Source organism: Candidatus Manganitrophaceae bacterium (assembly GCA_016200325.1).
Taxonomy (GTDB): domain Bacteria; phylum Nitrospirota; class Nitrospiria; order SBBL01; family Manganitrophaceae; genus Manganitrophus.
On sequence record JACQEZ010000007.1, the window covers coordinates 238,574 to 256,364 of the forward strand.

Annotated in this window: 16 protein-coding genes; 5 read left to right on the plus strand and 11 right to left on the minus strand. The window is 60.4% G+C overall.

Annotated elements, in window-relative coordinates:
- The first annotated feature begins 38 nt into the window (after nt 1-38).
- The 4 genes from truB (at nt 39) to HY282_05420 (ending at nt 4,952) form a co-directional block, all read left to right on the plus strand.
- Nucleotides 39-1,049 carry a tRNA pseudouridine(55) synthase TruB gene (gene truB, locus HY282_05405; protein MBI3803182.1) on the plus strand — a complete coding sequence of 337 codons (1,011 nt, stop codon included), beginning with the start codon at nt 39-41 and terminating at the stop codon, nt 1,047-1,049.
- 23 nt (nt 1,050-1,072) lie between these two features.
- The gene (gene rpsO / locus HY282_05410) at nt 1,073-1,339 is read left to right on the plus strand and encodes a 30S ribosomal protein S15 (GenBank protein ID MBI3803183.1); all 267 of its coding nucleotides are present in this window, start codon (nt 1,073-1,075) and stop codon (nt 1,337-1,339) included.
- A 148-nt stretch (nt 1,340-1,487) separates the two neighbouring features.
- Entirely contained in the window at nt 1,488-3,614 is a 2,127-nt protein-coding gene (gene pnp / locus HY282_05415; protein ID MBI3803184.1) for a polyribonucleotide nucleotidyltransferase, read from the plus strand.
- An 81-nt stretch (nt 3,615-3,695) separates the two neighbouring features.
- On the plus strand, nt 3,696-4,952 hold the full coding sequence (locus tag HY282_05420) for an insulinase family protein (GenBank protein MBI3803185.1): 1,257 nt from the start codon (nt 3,696-3,698) through the stop codon (nt 4,950-4,952).
- A gap of 131 nt (nt 4,953-5,083) precedes the next feature.
- Here the strand turns inward: HY282_05420 and HY282_05425 are convergent, their stop codons facing one another.
- From HY282_05425 to HY282_05475, 11 genes are all read right to left on the minus strand, one after another.
- Nucleotides 5,084-6,454 carry a diguanylate cyclase gene (locus HY282_05425; GenBank protein MBI3803186.1) on the minus strand — a complete coding sequence of 457 codons (1,371 nt, stop codon included), beginning with the start codon at nt 6,452-6,454 and terminating at the stop codon, nt 5,084-5,086.
- Nucleotides 6,455-6,612: 158 nt separating this feature from the next.
- Nucleotides 6,613-9,249 carry a DNA mismatch repair protein MutS gene (mutS, locus tag HY282_05430; protein ID MBI3803187.1) on the minus strand — a complete coding sequence of 879 codons (2,637 nt, stop codon included), beginning with the start codon at nt 9,247-9,249 and terminating at the stop codon, nt 6,613-6,615.
- Nucleotides 9,250-9,328: 79 nt separating this feature from the next.
- Nucleotides 9,329-9,685, minus strand: coding sequence for a LapA family protein (locus HY282_05435; protein MBI3803188.1), 357 nt, complete (start codon nt 9,683-9,685; stop codon nt 9,329-9,331).
- Nucleotides 9,686-9,692: 7 nt separating this feature from the next.
- Nucleotides 9,693-10,169: an HIT domain-containing protein gene (locus HY282_05440; protein MBI3803189.1), complete on the minus strand. Its 477-nt coding sequence runs from the start codon at nt 10,167-10,169 to the stop codon at nt 9,693-9,695.
- 73 nt (nt 10,170-10,242) lie between these two features.
- On the minus strand, nt 10,243-11,025 hold the full coding sequence (locus HY282_05445) for a uracil-DNA glycosylase (GenBank protein MBI3803190.1): 783 nt from the start codon (nt 11,023-11,025) through the stop codon (nt 10,243-10,245).
- Nucleotides 10,998-11,546 (minus strand): tRNA (adenosine(37)-N6)-threonylcarbamoyltransferase complex ATPase subunit type 1 TsaE, encoded by a 549-nt coding sequence (gene tsaE / locus HY282_05450; protein MBI3803191.1) that lies wholly within the window; start codon nt 11,544-11,546, stop codon nt 10,998-11,000. The genes HY282_05445 and tsaE overlap by 28 nt, the downstream gene beginning before the upstream one ends.
- A 33-nt stretch (nt 11,547-11,579) precedes the next feature.
- The gene (locus HY282_05455; GenBank protein ID MBI3803192.1) at nt 11,580-12,197 is read right to left on the minus strand and encodes a hypothetical protein; all 618 of its coding nucleotides are present in this window, start codon (nt 12,195-12,197) and stop codon (nt 11,580-11,582) included.
- 7 nt (nt 12,198-12,204) lie between these two features.
- A complete protein-coding gene (locus HY282_05460) occupies nt 12,205-13,824 on the minus strand; it encodes an NAD(P)H-hydrate dehydratase (GenBank protein MBI3803193.1) in 1,620 nt (539 codons plus the stop codon).
- A 7-nt stretch (nt 13,825-13,831) separates the two neighbouring features.
- Nucleotides 13,832-14,209 (minus strand): holo-ACP synthase, encoded by a 378-nt coding sequence (gene acpS, locus HY282_05465; protein ID MBI3803194.1) that lies wholly within the window; start codon nt 14,207-14,209, stop codon nt 13,832-13,834.
- Nucleotides 14,210-14,246: 37 nt separating this feature from the next.
- Nucleotides 14,247-14,981, minus strand: coding sequence for a pyridoxine 5'-phosphate synthase (locus HY282_05470; protein MBI3803195.1), 735 nt, complete (start codon nt 14,979-14,981; stop codon nt 14,247-14,249).
- A 198-nt stretch (nt 14,982-15,179) separates the two neighbouring features.
- Nucleotides 15,180-17,030: an alpha-amylase gene (locus HY282_05475; GenBank protein MBI3803196.1), complete on the minus strand. Its 1,851-nt coding sequence runs from the start codon at nt 17,028-17,030 to the stop codon at nt 15,180-15,182.
- 162 nt (nt 17,031-17,192) lie between these two features.
- On the opposite strand from HY282_05475, the gene HY282_05480 reads away from it, so the two are divergent.
- Nucleotides 17,193-17,786 (plus strand): hemerythrin domain-containing protein, encoded by a 594-nt coding sequence (locus tag HY282_05480; protein MBI3803197.1) that lies wholly within the window; start codon nt 17,193-17,195, stop codon nt 17,784-17,786.
- Nucleotides 17,787-17,791 lie beyond the last annotated feature (5 nt).

The window sequence follows — 17,791 nt, forward strand, 5'->3', positions numbered from 1 at the left end:
AGATCGGGTATTTTTTAATCCGCAATCAGAGTGATTTGATGATGAAAGATGGTGTCCTGAACATCGATAAGCCGGCCGGCTGGACCTCGCATGACGTGGTCGCGAAGCTTCGCGGCGTGCTGCGGATAAAGAAGGTCGGCCATGCCGGAACGCTCGATCCGGATGCGACCGGTGTGCTCCTGGTCTGTTTCGGAAAGGGGACGAAGGTCGTTCCCTTTCTGATGGAAGGGGAGAAGGAGTACGAAGCGGTTTTGCGGCTGGGGGAGGAGACCGACACGGAAGATGCGACCGGGACGGTCCTTCGGCGCTGCGAGGTGTCGGCCGAGGTGCTCGGACAGGTCCGAGAGACGCTCGAATCGTTTGTCGGGACCTATGAACAGATCCCGCCGATGTATTCCGCGATCAAGGTAAAAGGGGTTCCCCTCTATCGGTCGGCGCGCGCCGGTAAATCGGTCGAGCGGACCGCCCGGCCGGTGACGATCCGGGAGATCCGCTTTCAAAAGAGCGAGGGACGGGATATCTCCTTCAGCGTCGTCTGCTCGAAGGGGACCTATATCCGGACCCTCTGCGTCGACATCGGGGCAAAGCTGGGGGTGGGAGGACATCTTCTCCGGCTTCGCCGGACCCGCTCCGGTTCGTTTCGAATCGGCGAGGCGGTCGAGCTCAACCGTTTTGCGGCGCTTTATGCCGAGGGAACCTGGGCGAAGAGCGCCTATACATTGAATGACGTGCTGGCCGCTTTTCCCGCGATCTCGGTCCGGGAGCACTACCGAGAAAAAATATTGCATGGCGCCGCCTGCGGCGCCGAGGGAATCTTGAAATTCGATTCCTTCCAAAAAGGGGAGTCGCTTCGACTGCTCGATCCGTCGGGGACGCTCTTGGCGATCGGGCGCGCTGTGGCCTCTTCGGAAGAGGTGAGCGGCAAAGAGCGCTTGTTTAAAATAGAAACGGTTCTTTCTGAACTCTCGGAAGAGAGTGCGGCTCTGCCGGCGCTGAGTCGTCCGGCGGGGGGCGCTGCGAAAGAATCGATTGAAAGTCCACTTTATTAACCGCATAGAGAGGAGAAACGCACGTGTTGGTGAAAGAGAAGAAGCAGGAAGTCATCCAGAGCAACGCAACCCATCAGAACGATACCGGCTCTCCGGAGGTTCAGATTGCCCTCTTGACGAACCGGATTACCTATCTTACGGAGCACTTTCAGACACACAAGAAAGATCACCACTCCCGCAGGGGCCTGATCAATATGGTCAGCCGCCGCCGGAAGCTTCTCGATTATTTGAAACGAAATGACCTCGCCCGATATAAGGCGATTGTCGCCAAATTGGGTTTGAGAAAGTAACTCAACCTCTGCGTGGTCGGCCCAGAAATACAATGATGAGCCAATAAGGAGGGTGAAGGACCGGATTCCTCCCCATTCTCTTTGTTGGTTTTTCATTGTAGTTCTGCGGCCCGCTGCGGCATGTCTATCATAAAAGGAGTCGATGACGATGGTTCATCGTGTAGAAGCGGAAATCGCAGGAAAGAAATTAATTTTGGAAACGGGCCGGATGGCCCGACAGGCGGACGGGGCGGTCCTCGTCCAATACGGTGACAGCATGGTCCTCGCCACCGCCGTTGCGGCAAAAGAGCCGAAAGATGTCGATTTTCTTCCGCTCACGGTCGATTACCAAGAGCGGGCCTACGCGGCCGGAAGGATTCCGGGCGGGTTTTTCAGACGGGAAGGGAAGCCGAGCGAAAAGGAAGTGTTGACCAGCCGGCTGATCGACCGTCCGATGCGGCCGCTCTTCCCGGACCACTGGCATTACGAGACGCAGCTCATCACTTCGGTTCTCTCGAGCGATCTGAGCGCTTCGACCGAAATTCTCGGGATGGTCGGCGCCTCCGCGGCGGTAACGATCTCGGACATCCCCTTCAACGGGCCGATCGGTGCAATCCGCATCGGTCGAATCGACGGGAAGTTCGTGGCCATGCCGAGCCTGGAGGAGATTGAGAAGAGCGACATGAACATCGTCCTTGCCGGCACCGCAGAGGCCGTCATGATGATTGAGAGCGAGATCAAAGAGCTCTCCGAAGAGGTGGTGCTGGAGGCGGTCGCTTTCGGTCATCAGGCGCTTCAGACGATGATCCAGCTTCAGAAGGAGCTGCAGGCGAAGGTCGGAAAACAAAAACGCGCCCCCGCTGCAGTCGAGCGGGATGTGGCATTTGAAAAGCAGCTCAGAGAGGGGTGGATGGGGCCGATTCAGCAAGCGGTTCTGGTCCCGAACAAAGCCGAGCGGCAAGAGCGGCTCGATCAGATCCTTCAAGAAAAGCTCGCTGCGCTCAATACCGGGGAGGAAGATCGCACCAGCGAGGTCAAATCGCTCTTCCATGATTTGGAACGGGAAGCGGTGCGCGAGATGATTTTGACCAAAGGCGTCCGGGCCGACGGCCGTGGGCCGTCCGATATCCGCCCGATTACCTGCGAGGTCGGCCTCCTTCCCCGCACGCACGGGTCGGCGCTTTTTACCCGCGGTGAAACACAGAGCTTGGCGGTAGTGACCCTCGGAACCTCCGAGGATGAGCAACGGATCGACTCTCTGGATGGCGAGTCGAAGAAGACCTTCATGCTCCATTACAACTTTCCCCCCTTCTCCGTCGGCGAGGCGCGGCCGATGCGCGGCCCCGGACGCCGTGAGATCGGACATGGGGCGCTGGCAGAACGGGCGCTCAAGCCGATTATCCCGAGCCGGGAGAGCTTTCCTTACACCGTCCGGATCGTCTCCGACATTCTCGAGTCGAACGGCTCGTCTTCGATGGCGAGCGTCTGCGCCGGAACGCTGGCGTTGATGGATGCCGGGGTGCCGATCGTCCGCCCGGTCGCCGGAATTGCGATGGGGCTGATCAAAGAAGGAGATCGGGTTCAGGTCCTCTCCGATATCCTCGGCCTGGAAGACCATCTCGGCGATATGGATTTTAAGGTCACCGGGACGGCGCAAGGGGTCACCGCGTTTCAGCTCGACATCAAGATCGGCGGTCTGACCATTGCAATCATGAAGCGGGCGTTGGAGCAGGCCAAACAGGGGCGGCTCCACATTCTCGATAAGATGCTTCAAGCGCTCTCCACCTCGCGTCCGGAGCTCTCCAGCTATGCGCCCCGTATCGTCACGGTCAAGGTCAAGCCCGATAAGGTCAGAGAAGTCATCGGACCGGGTGGAAAGGTGGTCCGCGGGATCATCGAGAAGACCGGTGTGAAGATCGACATCCAGGACGACGGCACGATTCATATCGCTTCGACCGATGAGGAAGCTGCCAAGAAAGCGATCGAGATGATCAATATGATCGTCGAGGAGGTCGAGGTCGGCCGGGTCTATGTCGGAAAGGTCACCCGGATCATGGATTTCGGCGCCATCGTCGAACTCCGCCGGGGGGTCGATGGACTGGTCCATGTCTCCCAACTCGCCCACCATCGGGTCAAGAATGTCTCCGATGAGGTGAAAGAAGGGGACGAGATCACGGTGAAGGTCCTCGAGGTCGACCGACAGGGCAAAATTCGCCTCTCCCGCAAGGAGACCCTTCCCCCTCCGGCGGACGGGCAGCAAAGCCGCGGACCGAGAGAATCGAAAGAGTCTGAATAGTCGCATTTCAAGCGGACGCCGTCGAATGGCGGCGTCCGCCTTCTTCCATCCCGCACGGTTTTTCGAGGAGAGTCGAATCGCATGGTTCGGAAATTGGTTTTGGACAACGGAATACGGATTGTCGCGGAGAAGATGTCGTCGGTGAAGTCGGTCTCGATCGGCCTGTGGGTCAATGTCGGCTCCCGCGACGAAGAGACCCACGAGCACGGCATCTCTCACTTCCTGGAGCATATGTTCTTCAAGGGGACCGAGAATCGGTCGGCCAAGGAGATCGCCCGGGAGATCGATGCGATCGGGGGGGAGCTCAACGCTTTCACCTCCCGTGAGACAACCACTTTTTATGCCAAAGTCTTGGACGATCACCTCTCCAAAGCGGTCGATATCCTCTCCGATAATTTTCACTCCTCCACTTTCGATCCGCGCGAGATCGACAAAGAGAAGCAGGTCGTGGTCGAAGAGATCAAAATGGTCGAAGACGATCCGGAAGACCTCGTCCACGATCTCTATACCAAGGATGTATGGAAAGGCAACCCGCTCGGGCGGCCGATCCTCGGGACGATTGAAACGATCACCGGGATGACGCGGAAGAAGATCCTTCGCTTTCTCAAGCGGACCTACGATCCGAAACAGATCGTCATCTCGGTCGCCGGCCACTTTGACCTCGACCCGCTGATGAAGATATTGGAGAAATCGTTCGGAGGATATCGCGCCGAGGAGGTCGATCTGCATCCGCGGATTGCCCCGCAGATCACCCCCCATTTTCAGGTCAAAAAGCGGAATTTAGAACAGGTGCATCTCTGTATCGGGACCCAAGGGCTGCCGCACCGTCATCCCGACCGATATGCCCTCTATGTTTTAAACACCATCCTCGGAGGGAGCGTCAGCTCGCGGCTCTTCCAAGAGGTGCGTGAGCGCCGGGGCATGGCCTACTCCATCTACTCGTATCCTTCCTCTTACCAAGACGGCGGCCTCTTCACCATTTACGCCGGAACCGGCCCGCAGAACGCGCCGAAAGTGATCTCCTTGATCTTGAAGGAGTTCAAGAAGCTGAAAGAGAAGGGGGTCGAGGCGGGCGAGCTGGACCAGGCGAAGAACCATATTAAGGGTAGCCTCATGCTCAGCATGGAGAGCACCAGCAGCCGGATGAGCAAGCTGGCGAAAGACGAGCTTTATTTCGGACGGCATTTCTCGCTCGAAGAGGTGGTCCGCGAGATTAACAAGGTGTCGTTAGAGCAGGTACAGGGGTTGGCGAAGAGCCTCTTTGATTCGAAATATCTCTCTTTGACGGCGCTCGGGAAAATCGACCCCAATCTTCTGCCGCAGGAGTTGAGCCTGTAGGGAGCAGGTGCGGTCTCTTCGAGCCCTTCCGTCCTTCCCAAAGGGTGAATCGGGAAAGCGCCTGGAACCGATGGGAAAGGCCTTGCGTTCCCGATCGCTTCGCGAAGCGATCGATTGATTAAAATCAAACTTCAAGACTGTTTCCCCCCCTTTTTCCCCCGCGTCAACGAGACATAGACCCGGTTTCGGCCCATCGTCTTCGCGCGGTAGAGGGCGCGATCGGCTTCTTCGATCAGGTCGTGCGAGGAGCCGGCGTTTTCCGGGTAAGAGGCCAGTCCGATGCTGATCGTAATGGCCTCTCCCCGCGGCGCTGCCGGCTTAAATGGATAAACGGCGATCGTTTGTCGCAGCCGCTCCGCAATCAACCTTCCTTTGGTCCGATTCGTCTCCGGCATAATGATCGAGAATTCCTCCCCGCCATACCGGGCCGCGATATCGGTCTCGCGGATGTTTTTTCGGATGAGGTCCCCGAGTGTCCGGAGGATTTCATTTCCCAACAGATGTCCGTGGGTGTCGTTGTAGCGCTTAAAGTGGTCGATGTCGATCATCGCAAGGGTCAAGGCCCGGCCATAGCGTTGCGTCCGGGAGAACTCCGAAGAGAGCTGCTGCAGCAGATGCCGGTGGTTGTAGAGGCCGGTCAGCTCGTCGGTGATCGCCATCAGCCGGGTCCTCTCCAAGACCTTCGCCTTCCCGATGGTGGTCGCGGCGATCGTCGAGACCAAGGAGAGGAGCGAGGTCTCCTTTTCAGAGAAAAAGCGGGGCTTGAAATCGTCGACATAAAGAAGACCCAAGATCTTCCCCTCATTCCAAAGGGGGATCGCCGCGACGGCATGCACCTTCTCTTTGAGCAGGACCGGGTTGTTGAATTTCGGGTGCCGGAAGAGGTCCTCGATCACCATGACCCCTTTCTGATTGAGGATGTGCGTCGTCAATCCTCCTTTCCGCACCTTCCAGCGGCGAACGCGCGAAAAGTTCCGGGAGAACCCCTTTGCGGCGACCAGGACCATCTCCCCCTGTTCCTCATCGAACATCGCCAGGCTTCCGGCGGGGGTCCGGGTGAGATCGGTCGCATAGTCGATCACCGTCATGTAAATTCGATTGATGTTTTCGTTGGAGGAGAGTTTCAGGCTTAAATCATAGAGGGAGAGATATTCCGAGAGGAGCCGTTCGGTCTCGCGTTGGCTCTTCTGCCTTTCATCAATCAACGCCCAGGTCAGCTTCGCCGATTGGCCGCTGATGATCTCGATCCCAGTTCTTCTGGAGGCCTGAAGGACCGCCTCGACCCGCGGTGAGCCGGTGACATTGATGATGATGTCATTTTTTTTCCCCAAGAGGTCGTTGAAGTCGGTGGTGGTCGGAATGGAGAGCGCCCGGGCGAGCCGGAGGCCGGGAGCGCTCTTTTTCCGGTCGGCCACCCCGGTGATTTTAATCGAAGGATCTTCGGACAGAATCTCCAGGAGGGAGGTCCCTCCCTTCCCGGCGCCGATGATGGCAATCCGCATGACACTTCCCTCCAGAGGGGATGTGGGGGATCCTACCTAAATACGGTATTTAAGTCAATCGTCCTGTCAAAAGATCGATCTGGAAGTCTGGAAGGATAGACGGCCGGCGTCGAAAGGGAGGAGCGGTCGGCCGCGACCGATGCGGCCGGCTTATTTTTTTACCGTTCTTGCGCGCCCGATTCCTCGGCGCCGGGCGATCCTTCGCGCGCTTCTTCCGCCAGATCGGCGAGAAGCTGGAGCGCCTGAAGGGGGGTGATCTGAAGCGGGTTGATCCGGCGAAGCCGCTGCACCACGGGGTGGACCTCCCGTTCCGGGAGGGAAGGGGGGGAGAAGAGATCGGACTGTACGGCGGGGAGGGAGACGGCCGGGCGCCAGGCGCTCTCCTCGAGCTGTGTGAGAACCGCTTTGGCCCGCCCGACAATTTCCGCCGGGAGACCGGCCAGCCGGGCGACCTGAATCCCATAACTTTTGTCGGCCCCCCCTTCGACCATCCGTCTTAAAAAGATGATCTCATCGTTCCACTCGCGGACCGAGACATGGTAGTTCCGAATCCCTTCGTTCACCGCGAGCTGCGTCAGCTCGTGATAGTGGGTGGCAAAGAGGGTGCGGGCCCCCAATCGCTCGGAGTGGGTATACTCGGCGATCGCCCAGGCGATGCTGATGCCGTCGAAGGTGCTCGTCCCGCGGCCGATCTCGTCGAGCAGGACGAGACTGCGCGCGGTCGCCTGCCTCAGGATCTGCGCCATCTCGGTCATCTCGACCATGAAAGTGCTCATCCCTTCGGCGATGGCGTCTTGGGCGCCGACCCGGGTGAAAATCTGATCGACGACCCCGATCGTCGCTTCGCGCGCCGGGATGAAGCTCCCCATCTGCGCCATGATGACGATCAGCGCCACCTGGCGCATGTAGGTCGACTTCCCCGCCATGTTCGGCCCGGTCAGAATCAAAAGCCGGTGGCCGGGAGGGTCGAGGAGGGTGTCGTTCGGGATAAAGCGCTCTTTTGCAATCTGCTCCAAGACCGGATGCCGTCCCTCTATGATCCGGATCGTTAGGCCGTCGTTGACCTCGGGGCGGCGGTAATGGTTCTGGTGCGCCACCTCGGCGAGCGCGGCGAGCAGGTCAAGCGTCGCGATCTTCTGCGCCATCGATTGAATGCGGGCCGCCTGACGTGAGACGGTCTGGCGGACCTCCTCGAAAGCGGCCGCCTCCATCGCCCGGATCGCCTCTTCCGCCCCGACCAGCTTCCGCTCGATCTCCCGCAGCCCGTCGGTGGTAAAGCGCTCGGCACGGGTCAGCGTCTGCTTGCGGATGTAATCGGCCGGAATCTTCTTCAGGTGGGTCTCGCTCACCTCGATGTAATAGCCGAAGACCTGGTTGTAGCGGACCTTGAGCGATTCGATCCCGGTCCGGCGTCGCTCCTGCAGCTCGACCTCGGTCAGCATCGAGCGCCCCTCCTTCTGGAAGCGGCGAAGGTCGTCGAGCGGCGGGAGGTAGCCGTCGCGGATCACCCCTCCTTCTTTGACGGAGAGGGGCGGATCGGGGAGGATCGCATTTTCGATCATCTGGTAGACCTCATCGAGGTTGTCCCAGCCTCGGATCAGATCGACGATCAGCGGCGCCGTCATTCCAGAGAGCGCTTTTTGGAGCTCCGGGAGGAGCGCGGCCGATTCTTTCAGCGCGATGAAATCGCGGGGATGCGCCGCTTTCAGGCTGATCCGGCCGATGAGCCGCTCCAGGTCGGAGACCTGCTGAAGAAGACCCCGCAGCCGGGTTCGCAGCGGAAGGTCGTTGTAAAAAGCGGCGACCGCCTCCTGCCGTGCAATAATCGGGGCCGGGGAGAGGAGCGGCCGGAGGATCCACTCGCGCAAGAGCCGCCCCCCCATCGCGGTGACGGTCCGGTCCAAGAGAGAGAGAAGGGTCGTTCCCTCCGATCCGCGCGCGGTCGGGATTAATTCAAGGTGCCGGACCGCCAGGGGATGAAGGCGGAGCTGCTCCCCCGGGAGATGCGGGCGAAGCGAGAGGATGTTTCCGAGCGCGGTCTTCTGTGTCTCCTGGACATGGCGCAAGAGGGCGCCGGCGGCGAGCCGCGCCGCGGGGTCGCCGCCGAGCGAGGCGATGGAATGAAGCTGAAAATGGGCGGCGAGGGTCGCCTCGGCCCGATCCGCGATAAAGAAAGCGGGGTCGACGAAGCGGAGCGGCCAGCGCCGATGAAAGGGGGCGATTGATTCTTCTTTCCCTTCGAGCGTCGCGGGGAGGATCACCTCCCGCGGGGCGACCTTCGCAAGCTCCCCCTCCATCTCGCTCCAGCGGTCGGCAGAGGCCATTCGAAAATCGCCGGTCGAGAGATCGAGGTAGGAGAGCCCGATCGACCGGCCCCGCTCCAGCGGCGCGGCGAAGTCCCAGGTGACGGCGGCGACGTAGTTGTTCTCCTTGGGGGAGAGCAGCTCCGGCTCGATCAGCGTGCCGGGGGTGATCACCCGGACGACCTCGCGGCGGACGATCCCCTTGGCCGTCGCCGGATCTTCGACCTGCTCGCAAACCGCCACGGCATATCCCGATTTGATCAGCTTCGCGATGTAGCCGGAGGCGGCATGGTACGGCACCCCGCAAAGGGGGACGGCGTTTTCTTTGCTCTTGTCGCGGGAGGTCAATGCGATTTGCAAAATCTTGGACGCGGTCAGCGCGTCGTCGTAAAACATCTCGTAAAAGTCCCCGACGCGGAAAAAAAGAATTGCGTCGGGGTTTTGGCGCTTGATATCGAGGTATTGCCTCATCAGGGGGGTTGCTTCATTCATAACGAATTCCTTATTGCCGTCCGCCGTCGGCGCTTCGCAACGTGCTTTTTAAATGGAAGCGCCGGCCGCTTTCTTTTTCTCACCCATCGCCGTGTAGGTCGTCATGGGTGTCGTCCAGGTCGGTGGAGAACGAAGGATGGCTCGGCGCCGTCACCCGCAGCGCCTCGGAGCGGAGGTGATCGAGGTCCGATTCGAGCTGCTCGATCCGCTTTGCCAGCTTCCGCCGTTCCAATTTCAATTTCAGCCATCCCGGAAAGACCATCAGCACCGCAAAGACGGTCCCGATTAAAAAGGTCCCGGCCACGATCAAATAGACCGCCACCGGCGGGGTCGGCGTTCCCCAGATAAAGTGGAGCGAGATCCGCTCTTCTTGGTTCATATAGGAGAAGGTGAAGAGGAGAAAGACGATGAGGATGAGAAAAATCAATCGGAACATGACGACCTCACTTGAAGTGGCGTTTTAACTGTCGGTAGCTCTCCATCAGATCTTCGGGAATCACCCGGATCTCCGCGACGGAGGTCATGAAGTTGGTGTCCCCGGTCCAGCGAGGGACGATATGAAAATGGAGGTGCTCCTCGATCCCCGCCCCCGCCGCTTTGCCGAGGTTGAGCCCGACATTGATGCCGTCCGGTTTGTAGCTCTTCCGGAGCACGCCGAGCGCTTGCTTCATCATCTGCATCAACTCGGCGGTGACCTTTTCGGGGAGCTCTTCCAGCGTGCTGACATGCGCATAGGGCGAGACCATCAAATGCCCGTTGTTATAAGGATAGAGGTTCATCATGATGAACGCATGTTTTCCCCGCGCAAGAATCAGCTTCTGACGGTCCTTTTTTGCCCGCGGGTTCTCGCAGAGGATACAACCGATCGGCTTTTCTCCTTTGATATAAGCCATTCGCCAAGGGGCCCAGAGGTGGTTCATCGAGAATCCGATTGCGGAATACGGAATGCGGAGTGCGGAGTGAAGCGTTGGAGTGTAGACGCCGGCCGCGCGCTCATTTTTCCATTTCCATCTTTTTTAATTCCTCCATGATCTTTTTTAAATCTTCCCAGACACTTTTCTTCTCGCTCGGATTGCGGAGGAGGTAGGCGGGGTGGAAGGTCGGGAGGACTTTCACCCCGCGATAGTCGTGGAATTTTCCGCGCAGGGCGGAGATCTTCTGCTGTGTCCCGAGCAGCGTCTGGGCCGAAAAGGTGCCGAGGGCGCAGACGACCTTCGGCCGGATCGCCGCAATCTGCATCTCAAGAAACGGTCTGCAGGCGGCGATCTCGTCCGGCTGGGGGTTGCGGTTCTCCGGCGGACGGCATTTAATGATATTCGCGATGTAGACCGTCTCGCGCGAGAGTCCCATCGCCTCAATCATCTTCGTCAGGAGCTGTCCGGCCCGGCCGACGAACGGCTTTCCCTGGAGGTCTTCATCTTGTCCGGGGGCTTCGCCGACGAACATCAAAGAGGCGTTCGGATCTCCGGTGCCGAAGACGATGTTCTTCCGGGTGCTGCAGAGCTTGCAGCGCTGGCAATCGCCGATCTCCCCGCGGATCTCCTCCAATGTCTTCGACGGCGGGACAAGAGGGAGGAGGTCTCCGCCGCTCGGGACGTCGCTGAGAAGAGAGGAGACTGCGATATCGGCGGGGGTGGGGATCTCCGGCGGCGGCGGGGTCGGTTTCGAAGCGGCCAACCGCGGCCAGCTATCGACCCCTTCTTCCCGATACCAATCGAGCCGAGCACGGATCTGCCGCGCCAGGGCGGCTATTTCTTCTTTTCGGCTATTTCCCATCGGCGCTCTTCCTTAATTTTTTGAAGCCATTGTATGTAGCCTTCTCCGACGGCCGAGAGGTCGATCTCCCGCCGCCCTTCTCCCGCGTAGCGAAAGGTCGCCGTCAGCCGGGCGGGGGGGAGCAGCGCGAGCCCTTTGTCGGCCCACTCCACCGCGCAGACCCCGTCTCCCTCCAGAAATTCTTCCAGGCCGAGCGCTTCGAACTCGGCCGCTCTCTCCAGCCGATAGAGATCGATGTGGTAGAGGGGGAGCCGCCCTTCATGGCATTGGAGGAGGATAAACGTCGGGCTGTTGACATACCGGATCGGGACATCCAGACCTCTGGCCAGCCCCTGGACGAAGCGGGTTTTCCCCGCACCGAGCGGCCCGATCAGTGCGATCACCTCGCCGCCGGTCGCCTCCCGTCCGAGCCGTTCCCCCAGCGCCGCCGTCGATGCCTCTCCCTCGCTCAGCAGGGTCAGCGCTTCTTCGGGTCTTTCTGCCGGCGTCTCCGCGCCGCCCGTCCGATCGATCAATCGCATCTCAGGCATCTCTGGCATTCTATCGCGCCGCTCCTAAGCGGGGGTGAAGCATCGCTCCATCGCCTCGGCCAGTTCTTGAAGGGTCCGGACATTTCGGACGATATGGGCCGGATCGATGTCGATCGGTCCATCATAGGGTTTTCCGACCACCAGGGCGTCGGGTCCGAGCTGCAGGCTGGAAAATTCATCCAGCGGGGCGAGAAACGCCTCAACACCGGCCCGTTCGAAGATCTCCCGCGCTTCCTCCGGATTGAGCGATCGGAGCTGATAAGGGGCGTCGACGCCGGAGACAACCTCTCCAGAGGAGACGGCGAGCGATTCCTCATCTTTGACCGGCTTGAAAAAGGCCGACTTGACCAGCAGCAGGTCGCACGGCACCTCCGCCTTCATGCTGTAGATGTAATAGAGAATATGTTGCCGGCCGGCCTTGACCACTTTGAAGAAAAGATCGAATCGCCGCCCATCGACATCGGAGGTGAAGTGGGGGTAGACCAGCCCGTTCTCCTGAGCGACATAACCTTGAAGCTCGGCGGCGAGCCGGAGGAAGCTCTTTTTGATCCGCCGTTTATCGATCCAGGAGTGAACCAGCATCGAGATGCCGATGACCGAAATGATAAGGAGGAAAAAAAAGGTAATTTGTGTCAGTGTCATAATGGCCTCAATCGCGTGCGGCCTTGCCGTCACGCCCTTCTGTTGATCGGTTTCGTTTCTCCGGGAGGGCGCGGAGCGTTTGAATCGCCTCCGGAATTTTTTCAATCAGATCGGAGGTGATCAACCCGATCTCACCGCGCGCTGCGGCCGCCAGATCTCCGGCATGTCCATGGAGCGCCACCCCCCAGGTGGCCGCATCGAGCGGCGCGACCCCCTGCGCCAGCCAGGCGCCGATCATTCCGGTCAGCGCATCTCCCATTCCGGCGGTCGCCATTCCGGGATTTCCGGTGTTGTTGACCCGGACGCTCCCGTCGGGGGCCGCGATCAGCGTATGAGCCCCCTTTAAGACGACGATGGCATTCCATTGCTCTGCAAATGCGGCGGCGACGGTGAACCGCTCCTTCTGAATCTCGGCCGCGCTCTTCCCGGTGAGGCGGCCCATCTCCCCCGGATGCGGGGTTAAGATCGCCGGGGTTTTCCGCCGCTTCAACACCGAGAGATCCCCCGCCAGCGCATTGAGACCGTCGGCATCGACGACGATCGGCTGCGCGGTTTCCGCGACGACCGTTCGAATCAGCCGCTGCGTCTCCTCATTCTGAGAAAGACCGGGACCGATCGCCACCCCCTCTTTTCCTTCGATCGCGTCCGCGAGACGTTTTTCCGAGGCCAATGAGATCGTCCCCTCTTCCGTCTCCGGAAGGGGGAAGGTCATCGCCTCCAGTAATCCCGCGGTCGCCGGATCGATCGATTTGGGGAGGGCGACGGTCACCAATCCCGCGCCGCAGCGGAGCGCCGCCCGCGACGACAACAGCGCCGCCCCTTTTTTGCCGAGCGATCCGGCGATGATCAGGAGGTGCCCCGCCGTTCCCTTGTGCGCCCCCCGCGGGCGGGGAGGGGGGAAGCCGATCAGCTGCGCCGGGGTGATCAGGTCGATCGGGATCTTGGCCGCCTCGATCAGCGCCGGCGGGAAGCCGATGTCGACGATGCCGAGCTTTCCCCGGTATTCCAGCCCCTCCTGGAGGTAGTGTCCCCGCTTCGGAAGGGCCATCGTAAAGGTGAAGTCGGCCTTCACGGCGGTCCCCAGGATCTCTCCGGTGTCGGCCGAAATCCCCGACGGGATATCGATCGCGACGATCGGCCGGACCGCCGGGTGGAGACCCTCCGATTGGTTCATCAGGGTGATCGCCTTCGCAAAGTCCCCTTCGACCGGATGGGAGAGGCCGGTCCCGAGAAGCGCGTCGATGATCAAATCGCTCTCGGCCAGCTCCCGCACCAGGTGATTCCAGCGGAACGAGCCGATCACCTGAAGCGCCCCGCCGCTCTGCATCCAGATGTCGAGGGAGATGCGGGCATCGCCGGTCACCTTTTCGATCGGGGAGAGGAGGTAAACGGTGGCGGCGCCTCCCCGCATCCGGAAGTGCCGCGCCGCCGCGATTCCATCGCCGCCGTTGTTTCCCCGGCCCGCCAGGATGAGGACCCGCTTGCCGCGAACCGGCGCGATCGTCCGCTCGATCTCGTCGACCAAGCCCCGCGCGGCGTTCTCCATCAACAGGAGCGAGGGGATGGCGTAATCGGTCGTCGCCTTCCGATCGAGCTGCTTCATCTCCTCCGCGGTGACGATCTTCATTTCATTCCTACTTCCTCGCTAAGATCACCTGCGCGATCGAGTAGTCGTGATCGTGGGTGATGCTGGCGAAGACCTCTTCGACCTGCTGCGCATCGGCCAGCTCCCGGGTGCGGCCCGACATCCTCACCTCCGGTTTTCCCGCCGGGTTGTTGATCGTTTCAATCTCCTTCCAGCGGGTTCCCATTCGGAGTCCGGTTCCGAGCGCTTTGAGGATCGCCTCTTTCACCGCGAACCGGGCGGAGAGGTGGACCGGCGGGAATTTGCGGCGGAGACAATAGGCCTGCTCGGCCGGGGTGAAGACCCGATCGAGAAAACGGTCGCCCCACCGCGCCGATATTTCTTGGATCCGGGAGATCTTAACCAGATCGACCCCGATGCCGATGATCGTCATCGCTGCCTGTCCAAAGGGTCCCCCGGGGTCCTCACAAGCCTAAAGAGGTTTGGGGACCGGTGATCAGCCCCTTCATCTCCCGAACCGCCTGCGCCATGCCGACGAGCACCGCACGTGCGATGATGCTGTGGCCGATATTGAGCTCTTCTATCTCGGTGATCTGCGCCACCGGGGCGACATTCGTATAATCGAGGCCGTGTCCCGCGTTTACCCCCATGCCGAGTTTGGAGGCGAGCCGCGCCGCCTCCAGGATATGGTTGAACTCGGTCCGGCGCTCCCGTCCCCGGGCGTTGGCATAGGGGCCGGTGTGGATCTCGATAAAATCGGCCGACGCTTTGTGCGACCCTTTAATCTGCGTCGGGTCGGGATCGATGAAAAGCGAGACTTCGATTCCTCCCTCATGAAGGAGCTCGATCGCCCGTCTCAGCTCGTCCTGGTTGGCGATGACATTCAGCCCCCCCTCGGTCGTCAGCTCCTGCCGCCGCTCCGGAACGAGTGTGACCATTTCGGGTTTGACCTCCAGCGCGATCTTGATCATTTCGTCGGTGGCGGCCATCTCTAAATCGAGCTTGGTTTGTAGGGTCTCACGGAGGAGCTTGAGGTCTCGGTCGCGGATATGCCGGCGGTCTTCCCGAAGGTGGATGACGATGCCGTCGGCGCCGGCCAGCTCCGCTAAAACCGCCGCGGCGACCGGATCGGGCTGGCGGGCCTTTCGCGCCTCGCGCACCGTCGCCACATGGTCGATGTTTACCCCCAGCCTTGCCAACGTCTTCTCCTCCCGCGAGCGAACAGTCCCGGTATATGAACGCCTCTAAAGTCGGACCATTATTGCAAAATTGAGCGGGAGGGTCAAGGGGAGCGGGGCGAATTTTAGGTGGCCGAAACGGATTGCGGATTGAAAGGGGAGCGCTGTCTGCCCTCTTATTTTCAATCCGCAATCCGAAAACGGTCCTATCCGCCCCCGCTAGGCGAGGATTGCCATCCCGGCCGGCGGGAGGTCGATGCGGACGGTGGCACGCCCCTGATCGTAGAGGACCGGAACCCGTTTGTTCTGAGGGGGGGTCCGCAGCTGGGTGTCGCTCCAATCGCTTCGGTAAAGGAAGGTCAGCATCGACCCGGGGGGATGGAGCGAGGCATCGACGGTGACGTCGGCGCCGCGCGGGGCGGTGCCGTGGGTGTTCAGGGCGATCAGGACCTCTTGGCCGACGAGAAGACGGGACCAGGCGGCGAGCTCGCCGGGGCCGGGGATGAGATAAGGTTGGCCGAGGAACGAGGTCTCCCGGAGATATTGCCGGCCCCGGCGGAGTGCCAGGCCGACCGAACTGTTTTGATTCCGAATCCGGGCAATTGCGGAGATCCGAAGATAACTCGGATGATCGGGATTGAAGAAGTGGCAGCCGGCGGTCTGAAACGCGCCGAAGGTCCCACCGAACATCGTCTCACGAATGTAGCGGTCTTCAAAACCGGAGTCGATCGATGGATTGTGCCGATCTTGCGTTCCGTCGAACGCCTGCTCGGTGCCATAGTAAATGCAGGGGATGCCGAGGGTCGTCAGCTGCACCCCGACGGCGTGCGCCACCTGGACGGCGTTGTCCGGGATCTCGTTTCGCGCGGCGAAGCGGTATTTGCCGTCCCGCCCGACCATGTCGTGGTCGTCCAGGATCGAGACATGGTAGCGTCCTGTCTCGCGGTGGCTTCCCAAAAGGTCGTGGCCGCCGAATTGGCTGAAGAAAATATTCGGGTCGGAGAGCCCTTTGACCGTGCCGGCGAGGTTTCGGGTCGGTTCGCCGATGTCGAGGGCGGCGTCGAGGTTACGGCCGAAGACATCGAGATAATCCCGGGTTAACGCGGCGCCGCCGGTCACCTCGCCGACCAGAAGGAAATTTTCCTTTCCGATCGACTCGGCATACTCGTGCATCGCCCCGCAGAAATTCCGAGAGGCTTCGAACGTCACATGTTTGACCGTATCGACCCGAAAGCCGTCGCAGTCGCTGAGGGCGATCCAATATTGATAGGCGTGGATCAGTCCCGAGAGGACATCGCTCCGGCTCTGGTTCAAATCTTTGAGGTCGAAGAAGTCGCCGCGGCGAAACTCGTCGTCGGGATTTAGCGGATCTTCCCACGGCTCCGGGTCCCACCGTCCGATTCGTCCGGCGCGGGTGTACCAATCTAAATTCTGAAACTCTTTCGGCCAGACCCCTTGATCGAGCGAGGCGATCTCCGAAACGCTATCGCCGGTGCCGGAGCGCCATCCATGAACGGGATAGGGGGGCTGAAAGCGATAGGGGAGGTCGGTCACCGGATTTCCGCCGTCGTCATAGAACCAGTTGTTGCCGGAGTGGTTGTAGATCACGTCGAGGAGAACATACATCCCGCGGTCATGCGCCGCATCGACGAGGTCTCTCAGATCTTGAAGCGTGCCGAACCGCGGATCGACATCCAAAAAGTTTTGTATGCCGTAACCATGATAGGTCTCGAGGTCGGGGCGTTGTCGCCAGACCGGCCCGACCCAGAGGGTCGTCACGCCGAGTCCTTGCAGATAGTCGAGCTTGCTTGCGATTCCTTTGAGACGACCCCCTTGGAATCGCCTTCCCGACGTCTGCCAGAGGACCGGGTCGGTCGCCGCATGTGCTTGCGGCGCGGTCCAATCGAAGGTCGGTCTTCCCGCTTCTTCCCCGTCGCTGAAGCGATCGGGGAGGAGAAAATAGAGGGTCTGGTCCCGCCAGGTGGCGGGGCTCGGATAGACGCGGCCGCGCGGTTTTAAATCGGTCGCGGAGAGGGTCATCGGGGCGGATGGTTCGACGGGGGTCGGCATGTTGTCCTCCTGGGATTGAGGTGAAGGATATCACTCAGGGTAGCCAAAGTGCGTCAAAGAATGCAAGGGTCGGATTCGCAACGCTCGGATTCAATGGAGGGTTATGTTAAAATGAGGTGACGGACCCTGATAAAAATGATAGAGATAATGCAGGAGGAAACCATGCCGATCAAGATCGGGCCGAGTCCCGAAATCACATTTACAAACCCATTGGGTTGGCTGCGCGGCTGTCACGATCGGATCGAGCACTTTCTCAACGTGTTGATGACGGTGGCAGCCGATCGGCAAGGGGGCGAGCTGCACCGGGCCGATCGAGAAGCGCTGGAGGCGGCGCTCCGTTATTTCCGGGAAGCGGCGCCGAAGCATTCGGAGGATGAGGAACAGTCGCTCTTTCCTCGGCTGAGGGCCGCCACCCCCCCCTCCGCTGTGGCGGCGCGGCCGATCCTCGACGCGCTGGAGACCGAGCACCAGACCCTCCAGTCGATGTACGAAGAGGTCGACGTCTTGATTCAGCGGTGGCTGATGGAAGGGGCCCTCTCCACGAGGGAAGGGAAGCGGCTTCTCACGCTGGTCCAGCAGTTGCGGGCGGCTTATGAAAAGCATATCGCGATTGAAGATCGAGAGGTTTTTTCAACCGCTTCCGTGGTGTTGACCGCCTCGCAGATGATTGAAATCGGGCGTGAGATGGCACTCCGGCGGGGGATTAATCCCGATTTGGCGATCGCCTATCCGATCGACGGACCGCCCCCCGACTGAACGAG

What these genes read in the sequence shown, in the direction of transcription:
- pnp (MBI3803184.1), top strand. Translation starts at nt 1,488, where the DNA reads ATGGTTCATCGTGTAGAAGCGGAAATCGCAGGAAAGAAATTAATTTTG.
- HY282_05425 (MBI3803186.1), bottom strand. Translation starts at nt 6,454, where the DNA reads ATGCGGATTGCCATCATCGGCGCCGGGAAGGGAGGGACCTCCCTCCTG.
- HY282_05435 (MBI3803188.1), bottom strand. Translation starts at nt 9,685, where the DNA reads ATGTTCCGATTGATTTTTCTCATCCTCATCGTCTTTCTCCTCTTCACC.
- HY282_05445 (MBI3803190.1), bottom strand. Translation starts at nt 11,025, where the DNA reads ATGGGAAATAGCCGAAAAGAAGAAATAGCCGCCCTGGCGCGGCAGATC.
- HY282_05455 (MBI3803192.1), bottom strand. Translation starts at nt 12,197, where the DNA reads ATGACACTGACACAAATTACCTTTTTTTTCCTCCTTATCATTTCGGTC.
- HY282_05440 (MBI3803189.1), bottom strand. Translation starts at nt 10,169, where the DNA reads ATGAACCACCTCTGGGCCCCTTGGCGAATGGCTTATATCAAAGGAGAA.
- HY282_05420 (MBI3803185.1), top strand. Translation starts at nt 3,696, where the DNA reads ATGGTTCGGAAATTGGTTTTGGACAACGGAATACGGATTGTCGCGGAG.
- HY282_05460 (MBI3803193.1), bottom strand. Translation starts at nt 13,824, where the DNA reads ATGAAGATCGTCACCGCGGAGGAGATGAAGCAGCTCGATCGGAAGGCG.
- tsaE (MBI3803191.1), bottom strand. Translation starts at nt 11,546, where the DNA reads ATGCGATTGATCGATCGGACGGGCGGCGCGGAGACGCCGGCAGAAAGA.
- mutS (MBI3803187.1), bottom strand. Translation starts at nt 9,249, where the DNA reads ATGAATGAAGCAACCCCCCTGATGAGGCAATACCTCGATATCAAGCGC.
- truB (MBI3803182.1), top strand. Translation starts at nt 39, where the DNA reads ATGATGAAAGATGGTGTCCTGAACATCGATAAGCCGGCCGGCTGGACC.
- HY282_05475 (MBI3803196.1), bottom strand. Translation starts at nt 17,030, where the DNA reads ATGCCGACCCCCGTCGAACCATCCGCCCCGATGACCCTCTCCGCGACC.
- HY282_05480 (MBI3803197.1), top strand. Translation starts at nt 17,193, where the DNA reads ATGCCGATCAAGATCGGGCCGAGTCCCGAAATCACATTTACAAACCCA.